The following is a 21,014-nucleotide window of genomic DNA, read 5'->3' as shown; positions in this document are numbered from 1 at the left end:
TGAAGAATTGCTTATGTAAAGGCGGCTGGAAGGGAGCGAGGGAGCGTTTATCTATCTCGCTCCCCCGCTCCCACACTCAGAGGATAAAATCCGTGGAGAGGAAGTTGGAGCGGTGCTCCCGGACGATGTCGGCGATGATCTCCTTGTTCAGGTCGATCTCCTTGGCCGCCACCAGGGTCCGGATGGAGAAGGAGCGCAGGGCGTCCGAGACCGACAGGGTTCCCACCGCCGAGTCCTTTCGACCGGTGAAGGGAAAGATGTCGGGGCCCCGCTGGCACTGGCAGTTGATGTTCACCCGGGAGACCTGATTCACGAGATGGTCCATGAGACCCGCTAGGGTCTGGGGGTCGCGGCCGAAGATGCTCACCTGCTGGCCGTAGTCCGACTCCTCGATGGCGCGGATGGGGACGTTGACGTCGGAGAAGGGGACCACCGGCACGATGGGGCCGAACTGCTCCTCGGCGTAGAGGCGCATCGTCGGGGTCACCGGGTAGACCACGGCCGGGGAGAAGAAGGAGCCGGTTGCTATTCCGCCGCCGTCATTGACGACATGTGCGCCGTGCCTGCGGGCGTCCTCCAGCAAATCCGAGAGATAGACCGTCTTCCCCGGTTCGGGGAGGGGGGTGATCATCACGCCGGGCTCCCACGGCATCCCGCAACCGACCGTGGCGAGAGCCCGGGAGAAGAGGGCCAGGAAGTGATCGACCACCGACTCGTGGACGAAGATGATCTTGAGGGCGGTGCAGCGCTGGCCGTTGAAGGAGAGGCTCCCGGCGATGCACTCCTCCACCGCCAGGTTCAGGTCGGCGTCATGGAGTACGATGGCCGGGTTCTTGGCCTCGAGCCCCAGGACCGTCCGGAGCCGATGGGGCTTCGGGTGCCCCTTGTGGAGGGCGTTGGCCGCGGGGCTCGTGCCGATGAAGGCGAGCACATCCACCTTCCCCGAGGCCATGAGCGGGGGGGTGACGGTGCGGCCGGCGCCGAAGAGGGTGTTCACCACGCCGGGGGGGAACGAGTCCCGGAAGGCTTCAAGCAGGGGCGCAAAGAGGAGGACCCCGTGGCGCGGCGGCTTCAGGAGCACCGTGTTCCCCATGATGAGGGCCGGGATGAGGGTGGTGAAGGTTTCGTTCAGGGGATAGTTGTAGGGACCCATGCAGAGGGCCACGCCGAGGGGGGCGCGGCGGATCTGCCCGATGATCCCCTCGTGGATGACGAAGCGGGAGGAGACCCGGTCCAGATCCTTGAGGGCGTCGATGGTGTCGGCAATGTAAGCGATGGTCCGGTCAAACTCCTTGGCGGCGTCCTTCTCGGCCTTGCCGATCTCCCACATGAGGAGCCGAACCACCTCGTTCCGCCGCTCCTTCATCCGGGCCGCAAACCGCTGCACGTGGCCGATGCGGTTGGCCACGGTCATGGTGGGCCAATCCCCCCTGCCGTTGTCATAGGTTGCCACTGCCGCGTCCAAGGCCGCCAGGGCGTCGGCTTCTCCCATGAGGGGAAAGCTCCCGATCCTGACCCGCTCGGGGCCTGCCGGGGTTCGGACGCAGACCGGTGAGAAGACCTCCTGGGCCGGCCCCTCCCATTGACGCAGTTCCCCCGCAACGAGGTAGGTCCGCAGTTCCACCGGGGCCGGGAGTTGGTGCTGGGCGGGGATATCCTCCGGGGCGGGGAAAAGCGTTGCGATCTTCTCACTGATGGTCATGGTAAGTTTCCTCCACGTCTGAAAACAACGAGAAAAGAGTAATACACCCTATCCGATAATCAAGGGATGAAAGGGCAATGGGGAGCCTTGCGGGAAATTTCTCCATGATCTGGTAAAGTTACAGCAGACGTTGGAAACCGCCTCCGGGCGGTGAGAGGGGAGGAGAGTCATGGGGGGAATCAGAGGTTTCGTTTGGGTGGTGGTCGCACTGGTCGGTGGCCTGCTGGGCGTATCGACGGCAGATGCCGCGGTGAAGGGGAAGGTAGTCGAGTACCGCGACGGCGGGGTGACCATGAAAGGATATCTCGCCTGGAACGATGCGGTAAAGGGGAGGCGTCCCGGCGTGCTCGTGGTGCACGAGTGGTGGGGGCACAACGAATACGCCCGCAAGCGGGCACGGATGCTGGCGGAGATGGGGTACGCGGCCCTGGCGGTCGATATGTACGGCGAGGGGAAGCAGGCTGACCACCCCGACGATGCCGGCGCGTTCTCCTCCGCGGTGATGAAAAATATGGACATCATGACCGCGCGCTTCACGTCGGCGATGGAATACCTCAGAAAACAGCCCACCGTCGATGCCGGCCGTATCGGCGCCATCGGCTACTGCTTCGGCGGTGCGGTTGTGCTGAACATGGCCCGTCAGGGCCTTGACCTCAAGGGGGTAGCCAGCTTCCATGGAAGCCTCGCCTCGGCAAAGCCGGCCGAGCCGGGTGCCGTCAAGGCGAAGGTCCTGGTCCTCAATGGCGGGGCAGACACGTTCATCACCCCCGAACAGGTGGGCGCCTTTGCTACCGAGATGGCCCGCGCCGGTGCCGACTTCCGGTTCATCTCCTATGCCGGGGCGAAGCACAGCTTCACGAACCCTGACGCCGACATCTACGCCAGGAAATTCGGTCTCGCTCTCGCCTATGACGCAGCTGCCGACAGGGAGTCGTGGGACGAGATGAAGCGCTTTTTCAGGGAAGTCTTCGGACGATAGTCACAATTGAAATTACACGACAGGATGGTGCAACCATGAACTTTTTTCGCATCACGCTGCTCTTCGTTTTTGCCGTCATCTCCCTTGCCGGCTGCGCCACCGCCATCCCGGTGCAGTCGGCCCCCGCCGCCCACAAGATCGCCGTGGAGACGGTGGAGAAGGGGGTTGGCGGTGCCTACTCCGAGCCCGGCACCGACACCCAGCTCGTCTGGCCCCAGATCCGCGTCATTGCCGACGAGGCGGAGTTCACAGCATTCTGGGGCTCGCTCCACCAGAACATGACCCCCCTTCCCCCCCTTCCTTCCGTCGATTTTTCGCGGAATGAAGTAGTTGCCGTGGTGGACATGGTCCGGCCGTCAGGGGGGTACAGTATCGAGGTGCAGGAGGCGCTGGAGGGGATGGACGGCATCTGGCTCACTATCATCAGGACGAAGCCGGGAGAGGGGTGCATCACGACCCAGTCACTGACGCAGCCCTATCATCTCATAGCGATGAGGAAGAGCGGGAAGCGCCATATTCCCAAGTATTTCGACCTGACCTATCCCTGCCCTTAACTCTCCAGGTTTTCAAGGAAAAGGCCGAAGAGCTCTTCGATGAAGGGGAGCTGACTGACGAGCGTATGGTCGCCGTCCACCAGGAAGAGCCTCGCCCGGTTCCCCAGGGCGAAGCGGACGACGTTCTCCTGGGGGATCACCTCGTCGTGCCAGCCGTGGACGACGAAGGTTTTCTCTGACCAGGACACGGGGTCCGGTTCGTCGTAGCCGGGGAGGTGGACGGCCGGCGCCATGAGGAAGAGCCCCGCCGGATTCGCGGTCTGTGAAGCCACCGTTGCCACATACCCCCCCATGCTGGAACCGACGAGGACAAGGGGACCCGTTTCACCGGCGCACCGCTCCACGAGCCTGCGGACCCGGGCATCGGGGTCGGGGAGGTCGGTGTAGTCGATACTCTCGATGCAATAGCCCTGGTTTCGGGCTACGGCGGCCAGAGCCGTGATTTTCGTTCCCCACGGACCGCTCTCCTTGCCGTGGGAGAAGATGACGAGGCCGCGGCTCACGGGGCAGCTCCGGGGAAATTGCCGGGGGGGCTCGGCGGGCCGATTCTGGTTGCGTTGTTCATGGCGGCTGCTCCGTCCGTGGTGCGTATGCCGTCACTGGTGCTTGATGAACGTTCCCTGCTCGTATTCCTCAAAGGCAATCTGAAGCTCCTCCTGGGTATTCATGACAATGGGGCCGCGCCAGGCCACCGGCTCGCCGATGGGTTTCCCCGAAACGAAGAGGAAGCGGACCGGTTCCGCTTCGGTGGCCACGGCCACGCTGTCTCCATCGCCGTAAAGCACCAAAGTTCCGGTGTCACAAAGGCGCGAACCATCCCCGTCAAAGGAGGCCGCCCCCGATACCACGTAGGCGAATACGGTGTGTCCCTTTTTCGCCGGGTGGGTGAAGCGGGCGTTGGGGGGGATGAAGACGTCCAGGTACTCGGGATCGGTGACGATGTCCTCAACGGGGCCCCGTACGCCATTCACCTGGCCGCAGATGATCCGCACCGTGGCGCCGCTCTTCAGGAAAACCTCGGGGATCTGGCGACTCTTCACGTCGCGGTAGCGGGGCTCCATCATCTTGTGGGAGGCGGGGAGGTTTGCCCAGAGCTGGAATCCCCCCATGAGGCCGTTGGCGTCTCCCTTCGGCATCTCCTGGTGGATGATCCCGCTCCCCGCGGTCATCCACTGGACATCCCCCGACAAAATGGTTCCCCGGTTCCCCATGCTGTCGCCATGTTCCACTTCGCCGTCGAGCATGTAGGTGATCGTCTCGATCCCCCGGTGGGGATGCCAGGGGAAGCCGGGGAGGTACTCGGCGGGGTTTGCCGAGCGGAAATCGTCCAGGAGGAGGAAGGGATCGAGTTGTGGCGCCTCGTGGTAGCCGAAGGCCCGCTTGAGGTGCACCCCCGCCCCCTCCACGGTCGGCTTGCTCTTCCATAGTTTCGTGATGGTCCTGACGTTTTCCATCGCCTCTCCTCCCGCGGTGCCTGGACACCCTGGCCCCTTGAAGGGGCGGGGTAGTAGGTATTGTAAAGTGCTTCGATGAAAAAGCAACGGAACAAACGGACACAATTCGGAAACCCTCAAGTTTCGGGAACGTCTGCCGATACATAACCATGGGGTTGATTGCATCGTGCGGTTCAGATATCAACGGGTTAGCGCCAGGTGGGGTTGGAGATGTTCGATCGGTTGAGTGAAGGAATTTTCTGGGATGACACCTGGGAGGTAATCGTCCGGCGGGACACGGTTGACCGCGCGGTGCTCTGGCGTCCCTTTGGCGAAAAGACGGGGAAGGCTTGGCTCGTGGGGGGCGATCCCTTCCATCCCTCCCTGCCGGTGGAGTCCCTGGACGCCATCCTCTCGGTCGTGGCGTCGTCTCCCCAGCATCTCTTCATCGCCGTCACCGACTACCCCGAGCTTTCACTCCAGAGGCTCTATGCCCCCTCGCCCGATTCCCCGTGCCGGCTCCTGGAGGAGGATGATGCCCTTAACAACCTCTGGTTCCTGGTCCGGATGCGGGACCTGGAGGAGGCTGACCTTCGCATCCCTGCCACTATTGCCCTCAAGAACTGCTGGGTGGCCGACGGGGTCCGGTGGCCGGTGGTCGGCATTCTCGCCGAGCCCCTTCGGGGAGAGCTGGACCTGCGGCAGGTGAACAGCCTCTGCATGGCCGGATTCGGCTGTGTCGACTGGGTGATCTGCGGCGGAGCCGAGGGGCGCGATGGTTTGCCGCGTCCCGAGTGGGCGCTGGATCTCCGCGATCAGGCGGAAGATCGCGGCATCCCCTTTCTCTTTACGGCTTGGCGCGGGGGAGGACGGGTCCTGGACGGGCGGACGTGGGACGAGGCGCCGCCCTTCAGGGGGGAGCGGACCCCGCTCCACATCTTTGACCACTGCCGCGCCAATTGCCGGCTTGAACCCTGCCGGAGCGCCCCGCACTTGGGGGATGCCGCCTGACCCGGTAAATCCCGCCACCCCGCCACAGCCTGCCCACGCAGGCTTTTTTCTTCCAGTGCCTTTCTGAAGCAGTATCACCCGGTTGCGTTTCCTTCCACATTGCGTACAATGCCGTCGTGCGATTATTCGAGATATGCCAGTTGCCTGATTCGGGGCTCATGGGTGCGAGGTTTTCATGGATGAACTGAAAGTATTGGGGTGGAGCGACTGGTTTGCCGCAGCGGCCGTCGAAGGGGCCGTGGGCGCCGGAACCCTGGCGCGGGTGACAGCCGAACTGCGGGGCGAGTACCGGCTGCGAACCGCTGGGGGGGAGTTCCCGGCGCAGCTTGCACCCCGCCTCCGCAAGGGGGCGGCGGACCGCCTCGACCGCCCCATGGTCGGTGATTGGGTCGTCGTGGAGCCGGTGAGCGGCGGGGCAGAGGTGACGATCCATGACATCATGCCGCGCAAGACACTCCTTGCCCGCCGCGGCGCGGGAGGGGGGGGCGAAGTGCAGCCCATCGCCGCCAACGTGGACCTGGTCTTCATCGTCATGGGGCTCGACGGCAACTACAACCCCCGGCGTCTCGAACGGTACCTCGTGGCTGCCCGGGAGAGCGGCGCGGAGCCGGTCGTGATCCTCAGCAAAGCCGACCTCTGTCCAGATACGGCGGAGCGGGTGGCGGAGGCGGAGGTCCTCGCCCACGGCGTGCGGGTGGTTCCCGTCAGCTCCCTCGCCGGCGAGGGGGTGGCGGTGGTGCGGGAGGTCCTGGCGCCGGGGGTGACCGCCTGCTTCGTGGGCTCCTCCGGTGTCGGCAAGTCGACCCTCGTCAACCGTCTTGCCGGGGAAGAGGTCATGGCCACCGGCGCCGTGCGGGAGCGCGATGCCAAGGGGCGCCACACCACCACCCACCGGCAGATGATCCTTCTCCCCTGCGGTGCCATTGTCATCGATACCCCCGGCATGCGCGAATTCGGCCTCTGGCAGGCGGGGGAGGGGCTCGCCGCGTCGTTTCCCGAGATTGCCGAGCTGGCCCTGCGGTGCCGGTTCCACGACTGCAGCCACGCCCACGAGCCCGGGTGCGCCGTGCGCGACGCCCTGGCCGGCGGAGAGATTGACCAGGGCCGTTACGCCAGCTACCTGAAGCTGAGGAAAGAGGATGACGAGGCCGCTGCCCGCGACGACGTGGTGGCCCGGCAGGAACGGAAGGGGAAGGAGCGGCGCATTGCCAAGGGGCTTCGGGTGGTTCTGCGGAAGAAGGGGAAGAAGTAGGGTTTTTTCTCTTATGATACCCGCCCCACCCGCAGCACCAGCGGCCACGAGACCCGCCGCACGAGCACCGGGTCGCCCCAGGCCGCGGCCAGTTCCCCGGCCACCAGTTCCAGCGGATCATCACCCTTCAGGCGCCGGTACTCCTTCACCGCCGACCACGTCTCGAAATACCCCATCAGGTGTTCCAGTTCCCAGTGGGCGGTCATGGCGAAGGTCGGGGGCTCTATGTCGGGAAAGGGGAAGGGGAGGGTCTGGTAGCCGGAATCCACGTGGGCGCGCTCGGGGGGCCAGTAGGGGCCGATGACGTCGCGGTAGAACCGGCCGATGATACCGTCGATCTCTCCATTGATGGCGAGAAGCCCGTAGGTGAAGGCGGCGAAGACGGCACCCTCCCGCGCCACCCGGCGTACCTCGGGGTAGAAACGGTCGAAGTCGAACCAGTGGAGGGCCTGGGCAGCGATCACCAGGTCGACGCTGGTGTCGGGGAGGCCGGTCTCTTCCGCCGGGGCCACCCGGTACTCCACCCGCTCGTGGGGCATGGCGCTTCCGACCTGCCCGGCGCTCGGGTCTACAGCGTAGACCCGGGCAAAGTGCTCCGCCAGGGCCACCGATGCCTGGCCGGTACCGCAGCCGCAATCAAGGGCCGCGTCGCGCTGCGCCGGCAATCCCGCCAGCCAGGCGAAGAGTTCAGGGGGGTAGCCGGGCCGGTAGGAGCGATAGGCATCCGACTTTTCGGAAAAATAGTCCTTGAATTGCCGTGTCATGGGCATGTCTCCTGAGGCCCGTGCAAAACTACTGCGGGGCCGGTCTGCGTTGTTGCCGCTCACTCGAAAGCTCAACGTACCAACGGGTACGCCTCGCCTTCTCGCTTGCTTGCGCCTAGCATCCCGGCCTCCTCATGACGTTTTGCACGAGCCTCATCTCTCTGAGAACCAGCCGGCAAAGTCGATGACGCAACTCGTCTCGAAGACCGGGTGGGGCCCGCAGGCGATGCCGGCTACCCGGAAATCGGGCGTGAAGATGTTCTTCCGGTGCCCCCGGTCAGGCATCCCGTCGTCGACGATGAGTTGCATCGCCACGCGGCGGGCGTCGTCGGGGCCGTAGCTGATGTTTTCGCCAATGGTGCTCTGCCAGCGGCCGACACGCTCGGCCCGGGCCCGCATCTCCATCCTTCCCGAGCCGTGGCCTATGGCGCCTGTTTTTGCCTGGTCGCGGACCAGTTCCGCCGCGACGTGGGCGAGCCCTTCGGCCCAGCCCAAGGTGGAAAGGGGGCGCTGGCGTTCGAGGAAGCACACCGCCTCGTCCACGGCCTTTGGACCTTCCTTGGTGATGTAGCGAATTTTGGTGCCCGGCGGGATATGGTACTTTCCCGAGAACTGGGACCGGTAGACGCGCAGATGTTCGGCATAGGCCTTGGGGTTGGCGCGAGCCGCGTTCAGTTCGGTGAGCACGGCCCGCGCCAGGTCGTCCCCGGCCGAGGCCTTGGGCGGCAGGGCGAAGAGAAGGGCCATGAGGACGAGCATCGGCAGAGTTCGACGTGTTGTGGTGATAACCATGGAGCAGCTTCCCCTGGGTGAATTTATTCCGCGAAGATTACCCGCTCTCGAGGAACAAATCAAATGGAGTTTGTCCCGGTGATGGGGTGGGCAGTATCCCTCCATGATTCCCAAAAGGCCGGTCGGGTTCGGATAGAGCCACCCGTCGCGGGTGTCGTAGCGGAACCCCCGGCCGGGGACCTCGGGCGTCCCGCTGGCGCCGAGCACGCTGAAGGGATCGAGGCCGTTGAACATCCATCCCCCAAGCCCCATTGCCTGGAGCATGAGGGTGCCGGCGTAGCAGCTGGTGGAGAGCTCGGCCGTGAGCTCGGCCAGAGACCACTGCTCCACAAAGGTGAGGGGCCAGGTGTTGTGGGGCTCGGTGTAGGGGACCTCCGGCGGCAGGCCGAGGCGCCAGTCATGGAGCTTCCTGATCTGTCCCCTGGCGGCGTCGAGGACCGCCTCCAGATCCAGGGAGCCGTCCCTGTTCCGGTCGGCAGGCAGGGGCGTCCTGAGCATCGAGCACATAGACCCCCTCGTCGTCCGTGAAGAACGTCATGCTGGTGTGGAACCCGGCCGCCGAGGGAAAGGTGCGCCCCCCGGCGGCGCCGGCGTAGTTGGAGAGGAAGGGGGCGTATCGCTTCGCCCGGTAGATCAGGTTGTGCCAGCCGGTATTGCCGCCGCAGGCGGTGACGACCAGGAGCTTCTCCAGTTCGGAGAGGGGGAAGGGGGGGGCGGGACCGGTAGGCCATCACCCCGTCCGGAATCTCCGCCTCCCGGAAGAAGCGGCGGGAGCGGCGGCCGAGCAGCGCTTCCATGAGGCCGAACGACAGCATGTCCCGGAAGCCGGGAGGTAATTCATGACGTGCCATGGTACCCTCCGCGACGCAGGCTGTGGTGATGCCACCGCCTGGGGCGGTGGCGTCATGCCGCGCCTTTCACTGTCCGGAAGCGATCACCTCTTGTCCAGCTGAACCGAAACCGGCACCGGATTGGCGATGGTGTTAAATACCGGCGAGTACTTCTGCGCCATCCGGATGAGTTCTTCCTTCTGTTCGTCGGACAGGTCAGCATCTATCGTGAAGTAGACCCGGATCGTCTCAAACCCCACCTTGACATCCTCGGATAAGCCGAGAAATCCCCGCAGGTCCAGATCCCCCTCATACCGCGAACTGACCCCCCGAACAGCGATTCCCCGGGCCGCCGCATGGGCGACGAGGCTCGTCGTCAGGCAGCCGGAAAGGGCGGCGAGGAGGTACTCCACCGGGTTGGCCCCGCGGTTTCCGCCCAGCAGGACCGGCGGCTCGTCCAGGTCGAAGACCATCGGTTGCCGCGAGTCGTCTTCGGCGCAGGCGCCGTAGAAGTCCTTGATAGTTGCCTGGTTGTGGGTTCCCCCCACCCACCGGTTGGTGGCCCGGAATTTGAATTTGGCGATCTCCGGCTTCATCTTGATCTGTTCGATAGTGGCCAAGAGCTGGTCGACATTCACGCCATTCACTTCTCTTCCCTGAGACATGGCAAATCCTCCTTTCCTGAGAAAGGCCCGATCCCTTTGATTGCTGTGGTCGAAAGCCTTTCCTTGTGCGTGGTTCGATGTGGGTGAGATGCTGGGTTGCGGGAGCGGGCGGGATGGTTTGTGTTCAAAAAATAGCAGGCATTCCGGGGGTGTCAAGGAGAGGGAGGAGAGGCTCATTCGCGGTGTAACAAGAAAGGCGTCCGGTGGGACGCCTTTCCTGTGCCTGGAATGAGCATCCAGTCAGGGGCGCTTTCTCAGCCGCCACAGGGCCATTACGGTCCCGGCCACACCAAAGAGGACGAAGGTGGACGGTTCGGGAGCCGGATAGATTTGCGCCGTGCCTGTTCCGGCAAGGGTCCAGGGTGACGGGTTGGTCGAGGAAAAGCCGGCCGGATTGATCGAGAGATCGCAGGAGAGAATCATCTGTGTTGGGACACCCTTTTCCCGGTCGCCGGGGTTGCGGATGGGGTCCAGGGTCTGCCCCGTGGCGTTGGTCATGACCTCCAGGCCACCGAATGCCTGGCCGAACAGAGCTCCCCGCATGAGGTCGGCCAGGGTGACGGTCGGATTGGTATGGCCGTAAAAATATCCCGAGCTGCCGATCCCTGCGGAGAGGAAGGGGAGCCCGTCGGTTGCCCTGGCCACGCCGTTGGCGAGGGACCCGCCCGTCGTGTAGACGGTGGCGCTGCTCCCCTGGTCGAGCCAGAGGGCCAACATCTCGCCCGGCGTCAGGATCGCGGCGAGGTTGAACGAGCTTGAACCGTCGGTAAATGTTCCCATGTCCGGGTTGCCGAATTCCACGTGGGCGTAGGCAGCGGTCTGGAGATGGGGATCGTACGAAACGCCACCTTGGACAAAGTATGGTGGGACGCTCAGGACCTTGTGGGCGTAAATTCCGGTCAGCTGCGACGCGGGGCCGGCAGCAAAAAGCGTTTCCCCTCCCGCGATGATCCGGTTGATGGCGATAATGCCGATGAGCTGATCGCCAGGCGCCAGCGTCAAACCTCCCTTTTTTGCCCCGTCAGGGCCGAAGATGCTCTCCACATAGCTGAATTCCAGCGTATTCATCACGTGGGGCTGGAAGAGCGTTGCCGATGCCGGCAATGCCGTGCCTATCAACAGTCCCGCCGTTACTACAAACGATAGCATCCCATTTTTCCTCACCTGTGTGCCCTCCCTGGCAATTGGTATGCCGCTCCGTGCGCGTAGCGCACAGGGCGGGTACCTGAAGTCTTGAGTAATCCCGGTCAGTTATAATTCGCCGATGTCTTGTAACATGAAAATGTCTTAAAAGAAAGGACTTGGTGGGAGGGTTGGGGATTCGTTATTTCATCAGCAGAAGGCTCAACGCCATGATCACCATCCCCGATACGAGCCCCAGGAGGCTGTCGTGCCCCTTGCCGTAGGCCTTGCTGGTGGGGAGCAGTTCGTCAAGGCTGATGTAGACCATGATTCCCGCCACGCCGCCGAACGTCAGACCCATCACCTGGGGAGGGATGACGCCCCCCGCGCCCCCGGTCAGCAGACTGAGCGCCAGGTACGCCACCCCGGCCCCCACGGGCTCGGCCATGCCGCTGAGGAACGAGTAGGCGAAGGCCTTGCGGCGGTCGCCGGTGGCGTAGTAGATGGGGACGGAAACGCTGATCCCCTCGGGGATGTTGTGGAGCGCAATGGCAAGGGCGATGGCGGCGCCGAGGCTCGGGTTCTCCAGGGCCGCCAGGAACGTGGCGAGCCCTTCGGGGAAATTGTGGATAGCAATGGCGAGGGCCGTGAAGAGACCCATCCGCACCAGCTTGTCCCGGTCGATCCGGTGATCATGCACGCCGACGGTTGCCTGGCGGGATTGCGGGGCAACCGTGTCGAAAGCCGGCCAAGCGGCCGACGCATCGTGGAGGGGAGCCGTTTCCTCCTCCGAGTGGGTCTCGTGGGGGTTCTTCGCCGCCGGGACCAGGGTGTCGATGAGGCCGATCAGGGCCATGCCGCCGAAAAACGACGCAGTGTTGATCCAGTGCCCCAATCTCTCCCCGTAGGGAACGGCCAGGGCCGTAAGCCCCTTCGGGAGAATCTCCACGAACGACACGTACAGCATCACCCCCGCCGAAAAGCCCGTCGAGACCGACAGGAAGCGGTAGTTGGTCCGTTTGGCGAAGAAGGCGATGGCACTGCCGACCCCCGTCGCCAGGCCGGCGAAGAGGGTCAGTCCCAGTGCATACCAGACGTTGGACATGGCGTTTCATCCTGAATCGAGGGGAACTGGAGCACATCGGCTGCAGTCAGCTTGTATCCCATTCAGTGGCATCGATGCAATGCCGTTATGACGACGTGCGGGGAATATTCCCCTGACTGTTGAGGAATAGTATGCATACCAGAGGTGCCGTTTGCTGAACCAATGTAAAAAAGCCAGCTATTTCAAGCTGGTGCGGAATGGTATGGCATGTGAAAAGAAAAGAGTCAGAACAGCGGCGACGGGCAATGCCTCTCGCCGATCACACCTTCAAGGAGAACAGTAATGAAAAAACTCATGGCAACCGCACTGACTCTTACCCTCTTTTCCGCCACGTCGGCACTGGCCGTTCAGCACGGGACCTCCCACAAGCAGATGGACGAGCAGTGCGCCAGGGAATGCGAGATGCTGCTGAGGAACTGCGCCCAGGAGACCGACAGCCTCCAGCAGAAAATCGCCAGACTCAACAAGGAACTTGCCAAGGGGACGGCGGTCTATACCGTCGATGAGTTGAAAACCCTCGAAGCCAAGTTGAAAGAGGCGAACCTCATCCTGAAAAACCTCATGGAAAACAGGTAGGCTGAAACCGTGGCCCGGCGGGGCGGTACGTTTACCGCTCCGCCAGGGCCAGCCTCACCCCCAGCGCCGCGAAAACTCCGGCGGTCAGCCAGTCGAAGTACCGGGCGATCCGGGGCCGGGCCAGGATGAAACTGCCGATGCTTCCGGCGAAGTACCCGATCAGGCAGAAGATCACCACCGCCTGCACCATGAAGATGACCCCCAGGAGGAGCATCTGGAGCGGGACGTGGCCGGCGGCGGGGGCCACGAATTGGGGGAGGAACGCCAGGAAGAACATGGCCACCTTGGGGTTCAGCACATTCATGATGAAACCCCGCCGGAACAGGGCCGCCGCCGGCAGTGCCTCCGCCGCCGAGAGCCTGATGGCGGAGCGCTCCTTCAGGGTCTTGAAGGCTAGGTAGAGGAGGTACGCCGCGCCGGCGGACTTCACCACCGTGAAGGCGACCGCCGACGAGTAGAACACCGCCGAGATCCCGAAGGCCGCGGCAACGGTATGGACGCTGACGCCGCTGCACATGCCGAGGGCCGTCACGATGGCCGGCTTCCTTCCCCGGGCGATCCCCTGGGTCATGACGAAGATGTTGTCGGGGCCCGGGGCCACGGTCAAAGCGATGGACGCGCCGAGGAAGGCGAGCAGGGTGTAAAGGGTCATGGGGGGTCCTTTCTATGGGCTGAAGACTGAAGGCTTAAGGGTAAAGGGTAAAGTGTAAAGGGCAAAGGGTAAAGGGCAAAGGGTAAAGTTGAAGCTGAAGGCTCAAGGCTGTGACAGCTACCTCCTCGTCCACGTCGCGGTCACCGTCAAGATCGCCCGGCACGGCACAACCCGGATCGGTTCCGTCCATGGAACCGTCGCAATCGTTGTCCTGCCCGTCACTGCAGGTGCCCGCGGCACTTGCCTCGGTTGCCGCATTCCGGTTCTGGACACAGGCGACAGCAGCTCCCTGGCAGGTTACCGTGCCGGCAGAGCAGATGCCCGGCAGGCCTGAACCGCACGGATCGCCCCGGGCGCCATCGCAGTTGGGGTCAGCGCAATCGGCACGGCCGTCGAAATCGTCATCCATACCGTTGAAGCAGATCTCGTCAGGCGTTGTGCAGCCGGGATCAGATGCATCAACAAAGCCGTCGCAGTCGTTGTCCAGCCCGTCGCTGCAGGTGTTGCCGGCAGTCAATGCCTATGTTTGCGGGAATACTGTCTGCAGGCATTGCGCGCTGCCGTTGAGGCATCCGACCTGTCCCGTTGCACATACACCGGGAATGCCGCTATCGCACGGGCCATTCCTGGCGCCGGTACAGTCCGGGTCCAGGCAATCAACGAATGTGTCGCCGTCATCGTCCGTCCCGTTGAAGCACAATTCTGCCGGTGGAGTGCAGCCGGGATCGGCGGCATCGACGAGGGTGTCGCAGTCGTTGTCCAACCCGTCGCCGCAGGTGGCGGTGTTGAAGAGTTCAACGGCAGCCTGCTGATTCTGGACGCATTGAACAGTGGGATTATTGGCAATGCAGGTAAGGGTTCCGTCCGAACAGATACCGGGGAACCCCGTGGCGCATGCATTCCCCACGGCATTGGCGCAGCCTTGATCGGCACAGTCGATGAGACCGTCACAGTCGTTATCCTGGCCATCTAAGCAGCTGCCGGCAACAGCCGGGGTTTCCGCGCCCGGCGGCACATTCTGGACACACTGCGCCTGTCCGCTGACGCAGGCGGTAGCTTGAACAGAGCGTCCGGGACGAATTGTAAAGAATTGTTACGCTTTTCGGAGGGGGGTTGTCAGGATATTCGACAAAGGAGGCGGCGCTGCACCAACGGAAAAGGGGGAGCCATTGCCGACTCCCCTCTCCGTATGCCTTTGCCTTTTGGGGCGTCTACTTCTCCGCAGCTGCCTTCCCGTCCGCCACCATCAGCTCCGCCACGAGCCGGGTGAACCGGAGCGGGTCGGTGATGGGGGAGCCTTCGGTGAGCAGCGCCTGGTCGTAGAGGAGGTCGCAGTAGTCGCCCAGGCGCGGGTTGGCCTTGTCCTTGGCGAAGAGGGTGGCCATGACCTGCATGATGGGGTGGTCCGGGTTCAGCTCCAGGATCCGCTTCGAGTCGGGCACATCCTGGTTCATGGCCCGGAGGATCCGCTCCATGTTGGCGTTCAGGCCGTGCTCGTCGGCCACCAGGCAGCAGGCGCTGTCGGTGAGGCGGCTGGAGAGCCGCACCTCCTTGACCCGCTCGGCGAGCTTCTCCTTCACGAAGGAGAGGAGGTCGCCGTACTGCTTGGCAGCCTCTTCCCGCTTGGCCTCCTGCTCCTTTTTCTCCTCCTCGGTGGCGGGGATGACGTCGCCCCGATCCACGGCCTTGAGCTTCTTGCCGCCGTACTCCGTGACCCCCTGCACGACCCACTCGTCCACGGGGTCAGTCAGGAAGAGGACTTCGTACTCCTTCTTCCGGAAGATCTCCAGGTGGGGGGACTGCTCCAGGGCCGCACGGCTGGTGCCGGTGATGAAGTAGATGTCCTCCTGCCCCGCGGGCATCCGCTCCACGTACTCCTTGAAGGAGGTGAACTGCCCTGCCTCGGTCTTGGTGCTCTCGAAGAGGAGGAGGTCCTGGAGCTTCTCCCGGTTGGCGTAGTCGAAATGGACCCCTTCCTTGAGCACCTGGCCGAATTCCTTGTAGAAGGCCAGGTAGTCGTCGGCCTCCTTCTCCCGCATCTCGGAGAGGGTCGAGATGATCTTGGAGACGAGGCTCTTCTGGATCCGCTTGATCTGCACATCTTCCTGGAGGATCTCCCGGGAGACGTTGAGGGGGAGGTCGCTGGAGTCAACCACACCCTTGACGAAGCGGAGGTAGTCGGGGATGAGCTGCTCGCAGGAATCGGTGATGAATACCCGTCGCACGTAGAGCTGGACCCCTCGCTTGCGCTCGGGCATGAAGAGGTCGAAGGGTTTGTGGGCCGGGAGGTAGAGGAGGGCCTTGAACTCGCTTACCCCTTCGGCGGAGTAGTGGATGGTCCGCAGGGGCTTCTCGAAGTCGTGGGAGACATGCTTGTAGAACTCCTCGTACTCCTCGTCGGTCACCTCGCTCTTGGCCCGGGTCCAGATGGCCTTCATGGAGTTGAGGGTCTCCTCAACGGTCTTCTCGATGGTGCCGGCCCCCTCGATCTCCTCGCCGTTCACCCCCTTGGGGACCTCGGTCCGGGTGACGTCCATGACGATGGGGTACTGGACGTAGTCCGAGTACTTCCGGACGATGGAGCGGATCTTCCACTCGTCCAGGTACTCCTTCATCTCTTCCTTCAGGTGGAGGGTGATCTCGGTGCCGCGGGTCTCCTTGGTGGCCTCCTCCACGGTGTAGGTGCCGTCGCCGGTGGACTCCCAGCGGACCCCGGCTGACTTGTCGTGGCCGGCCCTGCGGGTGATGAGGGTGACCCGGTCGGCCACCATGAACGAGGCGTAGAAGCCGACCCCGAACTGGCCGATGAGCTCCGGGTGCTCGGCCACGTTCTGCTCCTTCAGGTTCGCCAGGAACGCCTTGGTCCCCGAATGGGCGATGGTGCCGATGTTCTTCTCCACCTCCTCCAGGGTCATGCCGACGCCGTTGTCGCGGATGGTGATGGTGCAGGCCTCTTTATCGGTGATCAGCTTGATCTTCCCCTCCGGCTCCCCCTCGATGACCGCCGCGTTCTGGTGGGACTCGAAGAGGACCTTGTCGATGGCGTCGGAGGCGTTGGAGATGAGCTCCCGCAGGAAGATGTCCTTGTTGGAATAGAGGGAGTGGATCACGAGATCCAGGAGCTGCTGGACTTCGGTCTCGAATTTCTTGGTGGTTTTCGTCATGGGGTGTGTCTTCTCCTTTGGATCGGTGTGGTGGTTGCGTGGTTTCTAACCTAATCATCGTCGGGACGAATTTCAAGGGGGATGATGATACTATCGTGTCATCCTTTGAACATCTAGGAAGAAACCAGGGATTATGCTAGTAATGGGACGTTTCTTGTTAATATATACGGATGCATCACGCATGGTGGAGGAGTAGTGAAACGAAAGCCAAGCTTCAGAAACGCCGTCTTGACTGCCCTGCTCGTTGCGGCGGTCGTGCCGGTGCTCGCGATAGGCCTGATCACCCTTACGATCGAGCGACGCAATCTGTCTGACCATGTGGGCACGACCAATCTCACCCTTGCCCGCAGCGTTTCCCGTGAGGTGGCGGGAAGCCTCCGGGAACCCCAGAGCTTCATCGAACACATCGGGAAGGTCATGGGAAGGGATGACGGCAAGGCACGAGAGCAGGCGAGGCGGCTCCTGGAGGAAGTCCGGGCCATCGGGCTCTTCGAATCGGTGTATCTGCTCGACCGCCACGGCAGGGTTGCCGATGTTGCCTTTGCGCAGAACGTGCCGGCATCGCCCCGCGATTATCTCGGCATGGACCTGTCGAACCTGCCGGTTCTCCGCGAGACCCTTGCCCGGGGCGGGATCGGCCGTTCAAAAGTCTTTCTCTCGTCCGCCACCGGCGACCCGGCGGTGATGTTCGCCGCCCCGGCGGGGGAAGGTGCAGTCGTCGGCACCGTGGGGCTCCGGGTGCTGAGCAGGATTGCCGAACAGATCAAGCCCGACGATGGCGGCTCGGTCATCATCGTCAGCAGGGCCGGGAAGGTTATCGGCCACCCCGACTACACCCTGGTGCAACGGCAGACCGACTTGGGAGGAATGGAGATCGTTCGCGCGGGGCTCGCGGGGATGGCCGGTACCCACACCTATGCCGTGGACGGCGTTGAGCGGCTCGGCAGCGTGGTGCAGATACCGGAGACGGGGTGGCTCGTCATCGTCGAGGTCCCCCTTGCAAAGGCTCTGGCGCCGGTAACCAAAATCGAGTCGATTTTCTGGTTTGGCACCGTATCGACCATCCTGCTGGCCTTTCTGCTGGCTCTGGCGGGCCGGGCCGTGGTTCTTCGGCCCGTGACGGCGCTCGTGGCCTGCGCGCGGGAGATCGCCCGGGGCAACTACGCCTTTGCCCCGCCACCCCCCAGTTTCCGCGAGGTCGACGAGCTCGTGGACAACTTCAGCGCCATGACCGACGCGGTCCATGGTCGGGAACGGGAGTTGCGCGACCGCAACGAAGAACTCGCCATGACTGAGGAGGAGCTGCGCCAGCAGATCGACGAGTACCAGATGAGTCAGGATCAGCTGGGCGAGAGCGAGGAGCGGTACCGCCTGCTCGTGGAATTGTCGCCCGACGCCATTGTCATCCACTGCGCCGGGCGCTATGTCTTCGCCAATCCGGCCGCCCTCCGGCTGTACGGTGCCGACTATCCCGACCAGTTGGTGGGGCGGCCGATCACCGATTTTGTCCACCCCGACAGCCGCGAGGTCGTAGCCGAACGGATCCAGCGCCTCTACGCAGAGCGCAAGCCGGCCCCCCTTTCCGAGCAGCAGCTTATCCGGCTGGATGGTACGGTGGTTGAGGTCGACGTGATCGGCATCCCTTTCACCTTCAACGGCCAGCCGGCCGTGCAGGTGGTGTTGCGCGACATCACCCGGCGAAAGCTTGCCGAGGAACGGATCCGTCGCCTTAACGAGGAGTTGGAGCAGCGGGTGAGCGAGCGGACCATCCTTCTCGAAACCGCCAACCGGGAGCTGGAAGCGTTCAGTTACTCGGTTTCCCATGATCTGCGGGCACCCCTGCGCCACATCGACGGTTTCAGCATGGCACTCATGGAGGATTGCGGCGATTCGCTGCCGGAAACGGCGGCGCCCTACCTTGAGAAGATCAGGAGCGCGTCCCGGCGGATGGGGCAACTCATCGACGACCTCCTCGACCTTTCCCGAGTCTCCCGCAGCACCATGCGCCGTGAGTCCGTCGACCTGAGCCGGATGGTGCGGGATCTGGCGCGGGAGTTTGAGGAGTCCCAGCCGGATCGGCGGGTTGAATTCGAGATCGCCGACGGTGTCGTGGCAAAGGGGGATCCGACGCTCCTTCGGGTGGCCCTTGCCAACCTCATGGACAACGCGTGGAAGTACACAGGGAAAAAGGAATCCGCCCACATCCGGTTCGGCGAAACCGTCATCGACGGCGAGCGGGTCATCTTCGTCAGTGACGACGGCGCCGGCTTCGACATGCGCTACGTCAACAAGCTCTTCGGTCCCTTCCAGCGGCTCCACAGCGCCGATGAATTCGAGGGGACCGGCATCGGCCTCGCCACGGTCCAGCGGATCGCCCAGCGACATGGCGGCCGCTCCTGGGCCGAGGGTGAGGAGGGGAAGGGGGCGACGTTCTACCTCGCCATCCCGTAACCCTCCCGGTTTCTTGACACTCTCCCGCCCCCTGTGCTAGTTTAAACTCCTTTAAAAAACAGCCTTTCCGGGCATTTCCTCCTGTCTGTTTCCCGTTGATCGGAGCCTACCGTGTATTTTCCCGATTTCGAGACCTTCCGGTCCCTGGCCTCCCAAGGCAACCTGATCCCCGTCTGCCGCGAAATCATGGCCGACATGGACACGCCGGTCAGCGCCTTCCGCAAGATTGACGACGGTCCCTACTCCTTCCTGCTTGAGAGCATCGAGGGGGGGGAGAAGTGGGGCCGCTATTCCTTCCTCGGCGCCAACCCCACCACCGTCATCCGGACCCTCGGCACCACCGTGGAGCTCGTCACCAACGGTGAGGTCCACGCCACGACCAGCGACGACCCCCTGGGCTTCGTGCGGGAATACCTGAGCCGCTTCCGTCCCGTGGAGCTCCCCGGACTCCCCCGCTTCTTTGGCGGCGCCGTGGGGTACCTGGGGTACGACATGGTGCGCCACTTCGAGCGGCTCGCCACGGAGAAGCCCGCCGTCATCGGGGCCTGGGACTCCTGCTTCGTCATCACCGACACGATCCTGATCTTCGACACCATGCGTCAGAAGATCACCGTGGTTTCCAATGCCCATCTGGAGGACGGCCAGGCCCCCGAGGCCGCCTACGCCGAGGCCATCGCCCGGGTGGACGCCCTCATCGCCAAGCTCCGGGCCCCCCTGCCGGCAATGCCGGCGGCGCCGGCGGTGCGGACGGTCTCCTTTGCCTCCAACGTCCCCCGCGAAGCCTTCGAGGCGGCGGTGGAGAAATCGAAGGAGTACGTCCGGGCCGGGGACATCATCCAGGTGGTCCTCTCCCAGCGCTTCTCCGGCGAGCTTACCGTGGAGCCCCTCGCCATCTACCGGGTGCTGCGGACCCTGAACCCTTCCCCCTACATGTTCTTCCTCCGCATGGACGACACCCTCGTGGTGGGGGCCTCCCCCGAGGTCATGGTCCGCAAGGAGGGGGACCGGGTGGAGCTTCGCCCCATCGCCGGCACCCGCCCCCGGGGCGCCACCGTGGAAGAGGACGAACGGCTGGCCGAGGAGCTTCTGGCCGACCCCAAGGAGCGGGCCGAGCACGTCATGCTCGTGGACCTGGGGCGCAACGATCTGGGGCGCGTCTGCCGCACCGGCACCGTCAAAGTGTCGGAGCTCATGGTCATCGAGCGCTATTCCCATGTGATGCACATCGTCTCAAACGTTGAGGGTGAGCTGGAGGAGGGGAAGGACGCCTTCGACGTGGTGCGGGCCACCTTCCCGGCGGGCACCCTCTCCGGCGCCCCCAAGGTACGGGCCATGGAGATCATCGACGAGCTGGAGCCGGTCCGCCGGGAGGTCTATGGCGGCGCGGTGGGGTACTTCTCCTTCTCCGGCAACATGGATCTGGCCATCGCCATCCGCACCCTCGTCATCCGCGACGGCATGGTGCACCTCCAGGCCGGGGCCGGCATCGTGGCCGACTCGAACCCGGCCGCCGAGTACCAGGAGACGGTCAACAAGGCCATGGCGGTGGTGAAGGCCATCGAGACGGCGGAAAAGGGGTTGGACTGACATGCTCCTGATGATAGACAACTACGATTCCTTCACCTACAACATCGTCCAGTACTTCGGCGAGCTGGGCGAGGATGTGCGGGTCTTCCGCAACGACGGGATAACCATCGAAGAGATTGCGGAACTGGCGCCCGAGCGCCTCGTCATCTCCCCCGGCCCCTGCTCCCCCGAGGAAGCAGGAATCTCGGTCGCCGCCATCCGGCACTTTGCCGGGAAGATACCGATCCTCGGCGTCTGCCTCGGCCACCAGGCAATCGGCGCCGCCTTTGGTGGGAAGGTGGTTCGCAGTTCCACCCTCATGCACGGCAAGACCTCCCCGATTCATCACAATGGCCAGGGGCTCTTCAAAGGGCTTCCCAACCCCTTCAACGCCAC

General features: G+C 63.7%; 20 protein-coding genes and 1 pseudogene. 8 read left to right on the top strand and 13 right to left on the bottom strand.

Going from position 1 to position 21,014, the window contains the following annotated elements:
- Positions 1-76 precede the first annotated feature (76 nt).
- Positions 77-1,702 (bottom strand): NADP-dependent glyceraldehyde-3-phosphate dehydrogenase, encoded by a 1,626-nt coding sequence (locus RCH91_RS06270; RefSeq protein ID WP_306533754.1) that lies wholly within the window; start codon positions 1,700-1,702, stop codon positions 77-79.
- 169 nt (positions 1,703-1,871) lie between these two features.
- Here RCH91_RS06270 and RCH91_RS06265 point away from each other — a divergent pair, with 169 nt between their 5' ends.
- Together RCH91_RS06265 and RCH91_RS06260 are read left to right on the top strand one after the other, a co-directional pair.
- Positions 1,872-2,681, top strand: a complete 810-nt coding sequence (locus tag RCH91_RS06265; RefSeq protein WP_306533753.1) for a dienelactone hydrolase family protein — start codon at positions 1,872-1,874, stop codon at positions 2,679-2,681.
- Positions 2,682-2,716: 35 nt separating this feature from the next.
- Positions 2,717-3,235: a protease complex subunit PrcB family protein gene (locus tag RCH91_RS06260; RefSeq protein WP_306533752.1), complete on the top strand. Its 519-nt coding sequence runs from the start codon at positions 2,717-2,719 to the stop codon at positions 3,233-3,235.
- Here the strand turns inward: RCH91_RS06260 and RCH91_RS06255 are convergent.
- Positions 3,232-3,738, bottom strand: coding sequence for a YqiA/YcfP family alpha/beta fold hydrolase (locus RCH91_RS06255; protein ID WP_306533751.1), 507 nt, complete (start codon positions 3,736-3,738; stop codon positions 3,232-3,234). The genes RCH91_RS06260 and RCH91_RS06255 overlap by 4 nt on opposite strands.
- A 93-nt stretch (positions 3,739-3,831) precedes the next feature.
- A complete protein-coding gene (locus tag RCH91_RS06250) occupies positions 3,832-4,689 on the bottom strand; it encodes a pirin family protein (RefSeq protein WP_306533750.1) in 858 nt (285 codons plus the stop codon).
- A gap of 210 nt (positions 4,690-4,899) precedes the next feature.
- On the opposite strand from RCH91_RS06250, the gene RCH91_RS06245 reads away from it, so the two are divergent.
- Both RCH91_RS06245 and rsgA read left to right on the top strand, forming a co-directional pair.
- Positions 4,900-5,679, top strand: a complete 780-nt coding sequence (locus tag RCH91_RS06245; protein ID WP_306533749.1) for a DUF5131 family protein — start codon at positions 4,900-4,902, stop codon at positions 5,677-5,679.
- Positions 5,680-5,854: 175 nt separating this feature from the next.
- Complete coding sequence (gene rsgA / locus RCH91_RS06240) at positions 5,855-6,931, top strand: ribosome small subunit-dependent GTPase A (RefSeq protein WP_306533748.1); 1,077 nt, start codon at positions 5,855-5,857, stop codon at positions 6,929-6,931.
- An 11-nt stretch (positions 6,932-6,942) separates the two neighbouring features.
- Here rsgA and RCH91_RS06235 read toward each other — a convergent pair whose 3' ends face one another.
- The 6 genes and pseudogenes from RCH91_RS06235 to zupT form a co-directional block, all read right to left on the bottom strand.
- Positions 6,943-7,695, bottom strand: coding sequence for a class I SAM-dependent methyltransferase (locus tag RCH91_RS06235; protein WP_306533747.1), 753 nt, complete (start codon positions 7,693-7,695; stop codon positions 6,943-6,945).
- A 153-nt stretch (positions 7,696-7,848) separates the two neighbouring features.
- Entirely contained in the window at positions 7,849-8,442 is a 594-nt protein-coding gene (locus RCH91_RS21430; RefSeq protein WP_373694370.1) for a CAP domain-containing protein, read from the bottom strand.
- Between the two features lie 84 nt (positions 8,443-8,526).
- A pseudogene (locus RCH91_RS21425) lies at positions 8,527-9,338 on the bottom strand (hypothetical protein); the annotation flags it as partial.
- A gap of 83 nt (positions 9,339-9,421) precedes the next feature.
- Complete coding sequence (locus RCH91_RS06225) at positions 9,422-9,982, bottom strand: OsmC family protein (RefSeq protein WP_306533745.1); 561 nt, start codon at positions 9,980-9,982, stop codon at positions 9,422-9,424.
- A gap of 240 nt (positions 9,983-10,222) precedes the next feature.
- Positions 10,223-11,131 carry a PEP-CTERM sorting domain-containing protein gene (locus tag RCH91_RS06220; protein ID WP_306533744.1) on the bottom strand — a complete coding sequence of 303 codons (909 nt, stop codon included), beginning with the start codon at positions 11,129-11,131 and terminating at the stop codon, positions 10,223-10,225.
- 175 nt (positions 11,132-11,306) lie between these two features.
- A complete protein-coding gene (gene zupT / locus RCH91_RS06215; protein WP_306533743.1) occupies positions 11,307-12,209 on the bottom strand; it encodes a zinc transporter ZupT in 903 nt (300 codons plus the stop codon).
- Between the two features lie 282 nt (positions 12,210-12,491).
- On the opposite strand from zupT, the gene RCH91_RS06210 reads away from it, so the two are divergent.
- Entirely contained in the window at positions 12,492-12,785 is a 294-nt protein-coding gene (locus RCH91_RS06210; RefSeq protein WP_306533742.1) for a hypothetical protein, read from the top strand.
- A gap of 31 nt (positions 12,786-12,816) precedes the next feature.
- On the opposite strand, the gene RCH91_RS06205 is transcribed toward RCH91_RS06210, so the two are convergent.
- From RCH91_RS06205 to htpG, 4 genes are all read right to left on the bottom strand, one after another.
- The gene (locus RCH91_RS06205; protein WP_306533741.1) at positions 12,817-13,437 is read right to left on the bottom strand and encodes a LysE family translocator; all 621 of its coding nucleotides are present in this window, start codon (positions 13,435-13,437) and stop codon (positions 12,817-12,819) included.
- A 34-nt stretch (positions 13,438-13,471) separates the two neighbouring features.
- On the bottom strand, positions 13,472-13,954 hold the full coding sequence (locus RCH91_RS06200; protein WP_306533740.1) for a MopE-related protein: 483 nt from the start codon (positions 13,952-13,954) through the stop codon (positions 13,472-13,474).
- Positions 13,955-13,957: 3 nt separating this feature from the next.
- A complete protein-coding gene (locus RCH91_RS06195) occupies positions 13,958-14,452 on the bottom strand; it encodes a hypothetical protein (RefSeq protein ID WP_306533739.1) in 495 nt (164 codons plus the stop codon).
- A gap of 196 nt (positions 14,453-14,648) precedes the next feature.
- Positions 14,649-16,601 (bottom strand): molecular chaperone HtpG, encoded by a 1,953-nt coding sequence (gene htpG, locus RCH91_RS06190; RefSeq protein ID WP_306533738.1) that lies wholly within the window; start codon positions 16,599-16,601, stop codon positions 14,649-14,651.
- Positions 16,602-16,796: 195 nt separating this feature from the next.
- Here htpG and RCH91_RS06185 point away from each other — a divergent pair, with 195 nt between their 5' ends.
- The 3 genes from RCH91_RS06185 to RCH91_RS06175 form a co-directional block, all read left to right on the top strand.
- On the top strand, positions 16,797-19,052 hold the full coding sequence (locus tag RCH91_RS06185; RefSeq protein WP_306533737.1) for an ATP-binding protein: 2,256 nt from the start codon (positions 16,797-16,799) through the stop codon (positions 19,050-19,052).
- Positions 19,053-19,163: 111 nt separating this feature from the next.
- Positions 19,164-20,639 carry an anthranilate synthase component I gene (gene trpE, locus RCH91_RS06180; protein WP_306533736.1) on the top strand — a complete coding sequence of 492 codons (1,476 nt, stop codon included), beginning with the start codon at positions 19,164-19,166 and terminating at the stop codon, positions 20,637-20,639.
- A 1-nt stretch (position 20,640) separates the two neighbouring features.
- Positions 20,641-21,014, top strand: a 374-nt coding sequence (locus tag RCH91_RS06175) for an aminodeoxychorismate/anthranilate synthase component II (RefSeq protein WP_306533735.1), incomplete at its 3' end; no start/stop codon positions are given.

This window comes from Geobacter sp., from assembly GCF_030834625.1.
Classification (GTDB): Bacteria; Desulfobacterota; Desulfuromonadia; order Geobacterales; family Geobacteraceae; genus Geobacter.
The sequence above is the reverse complement of the archived record's forward strand: the minus strand, read 5'-3'. Positions and strand labels throughout refer to the sequence as shown.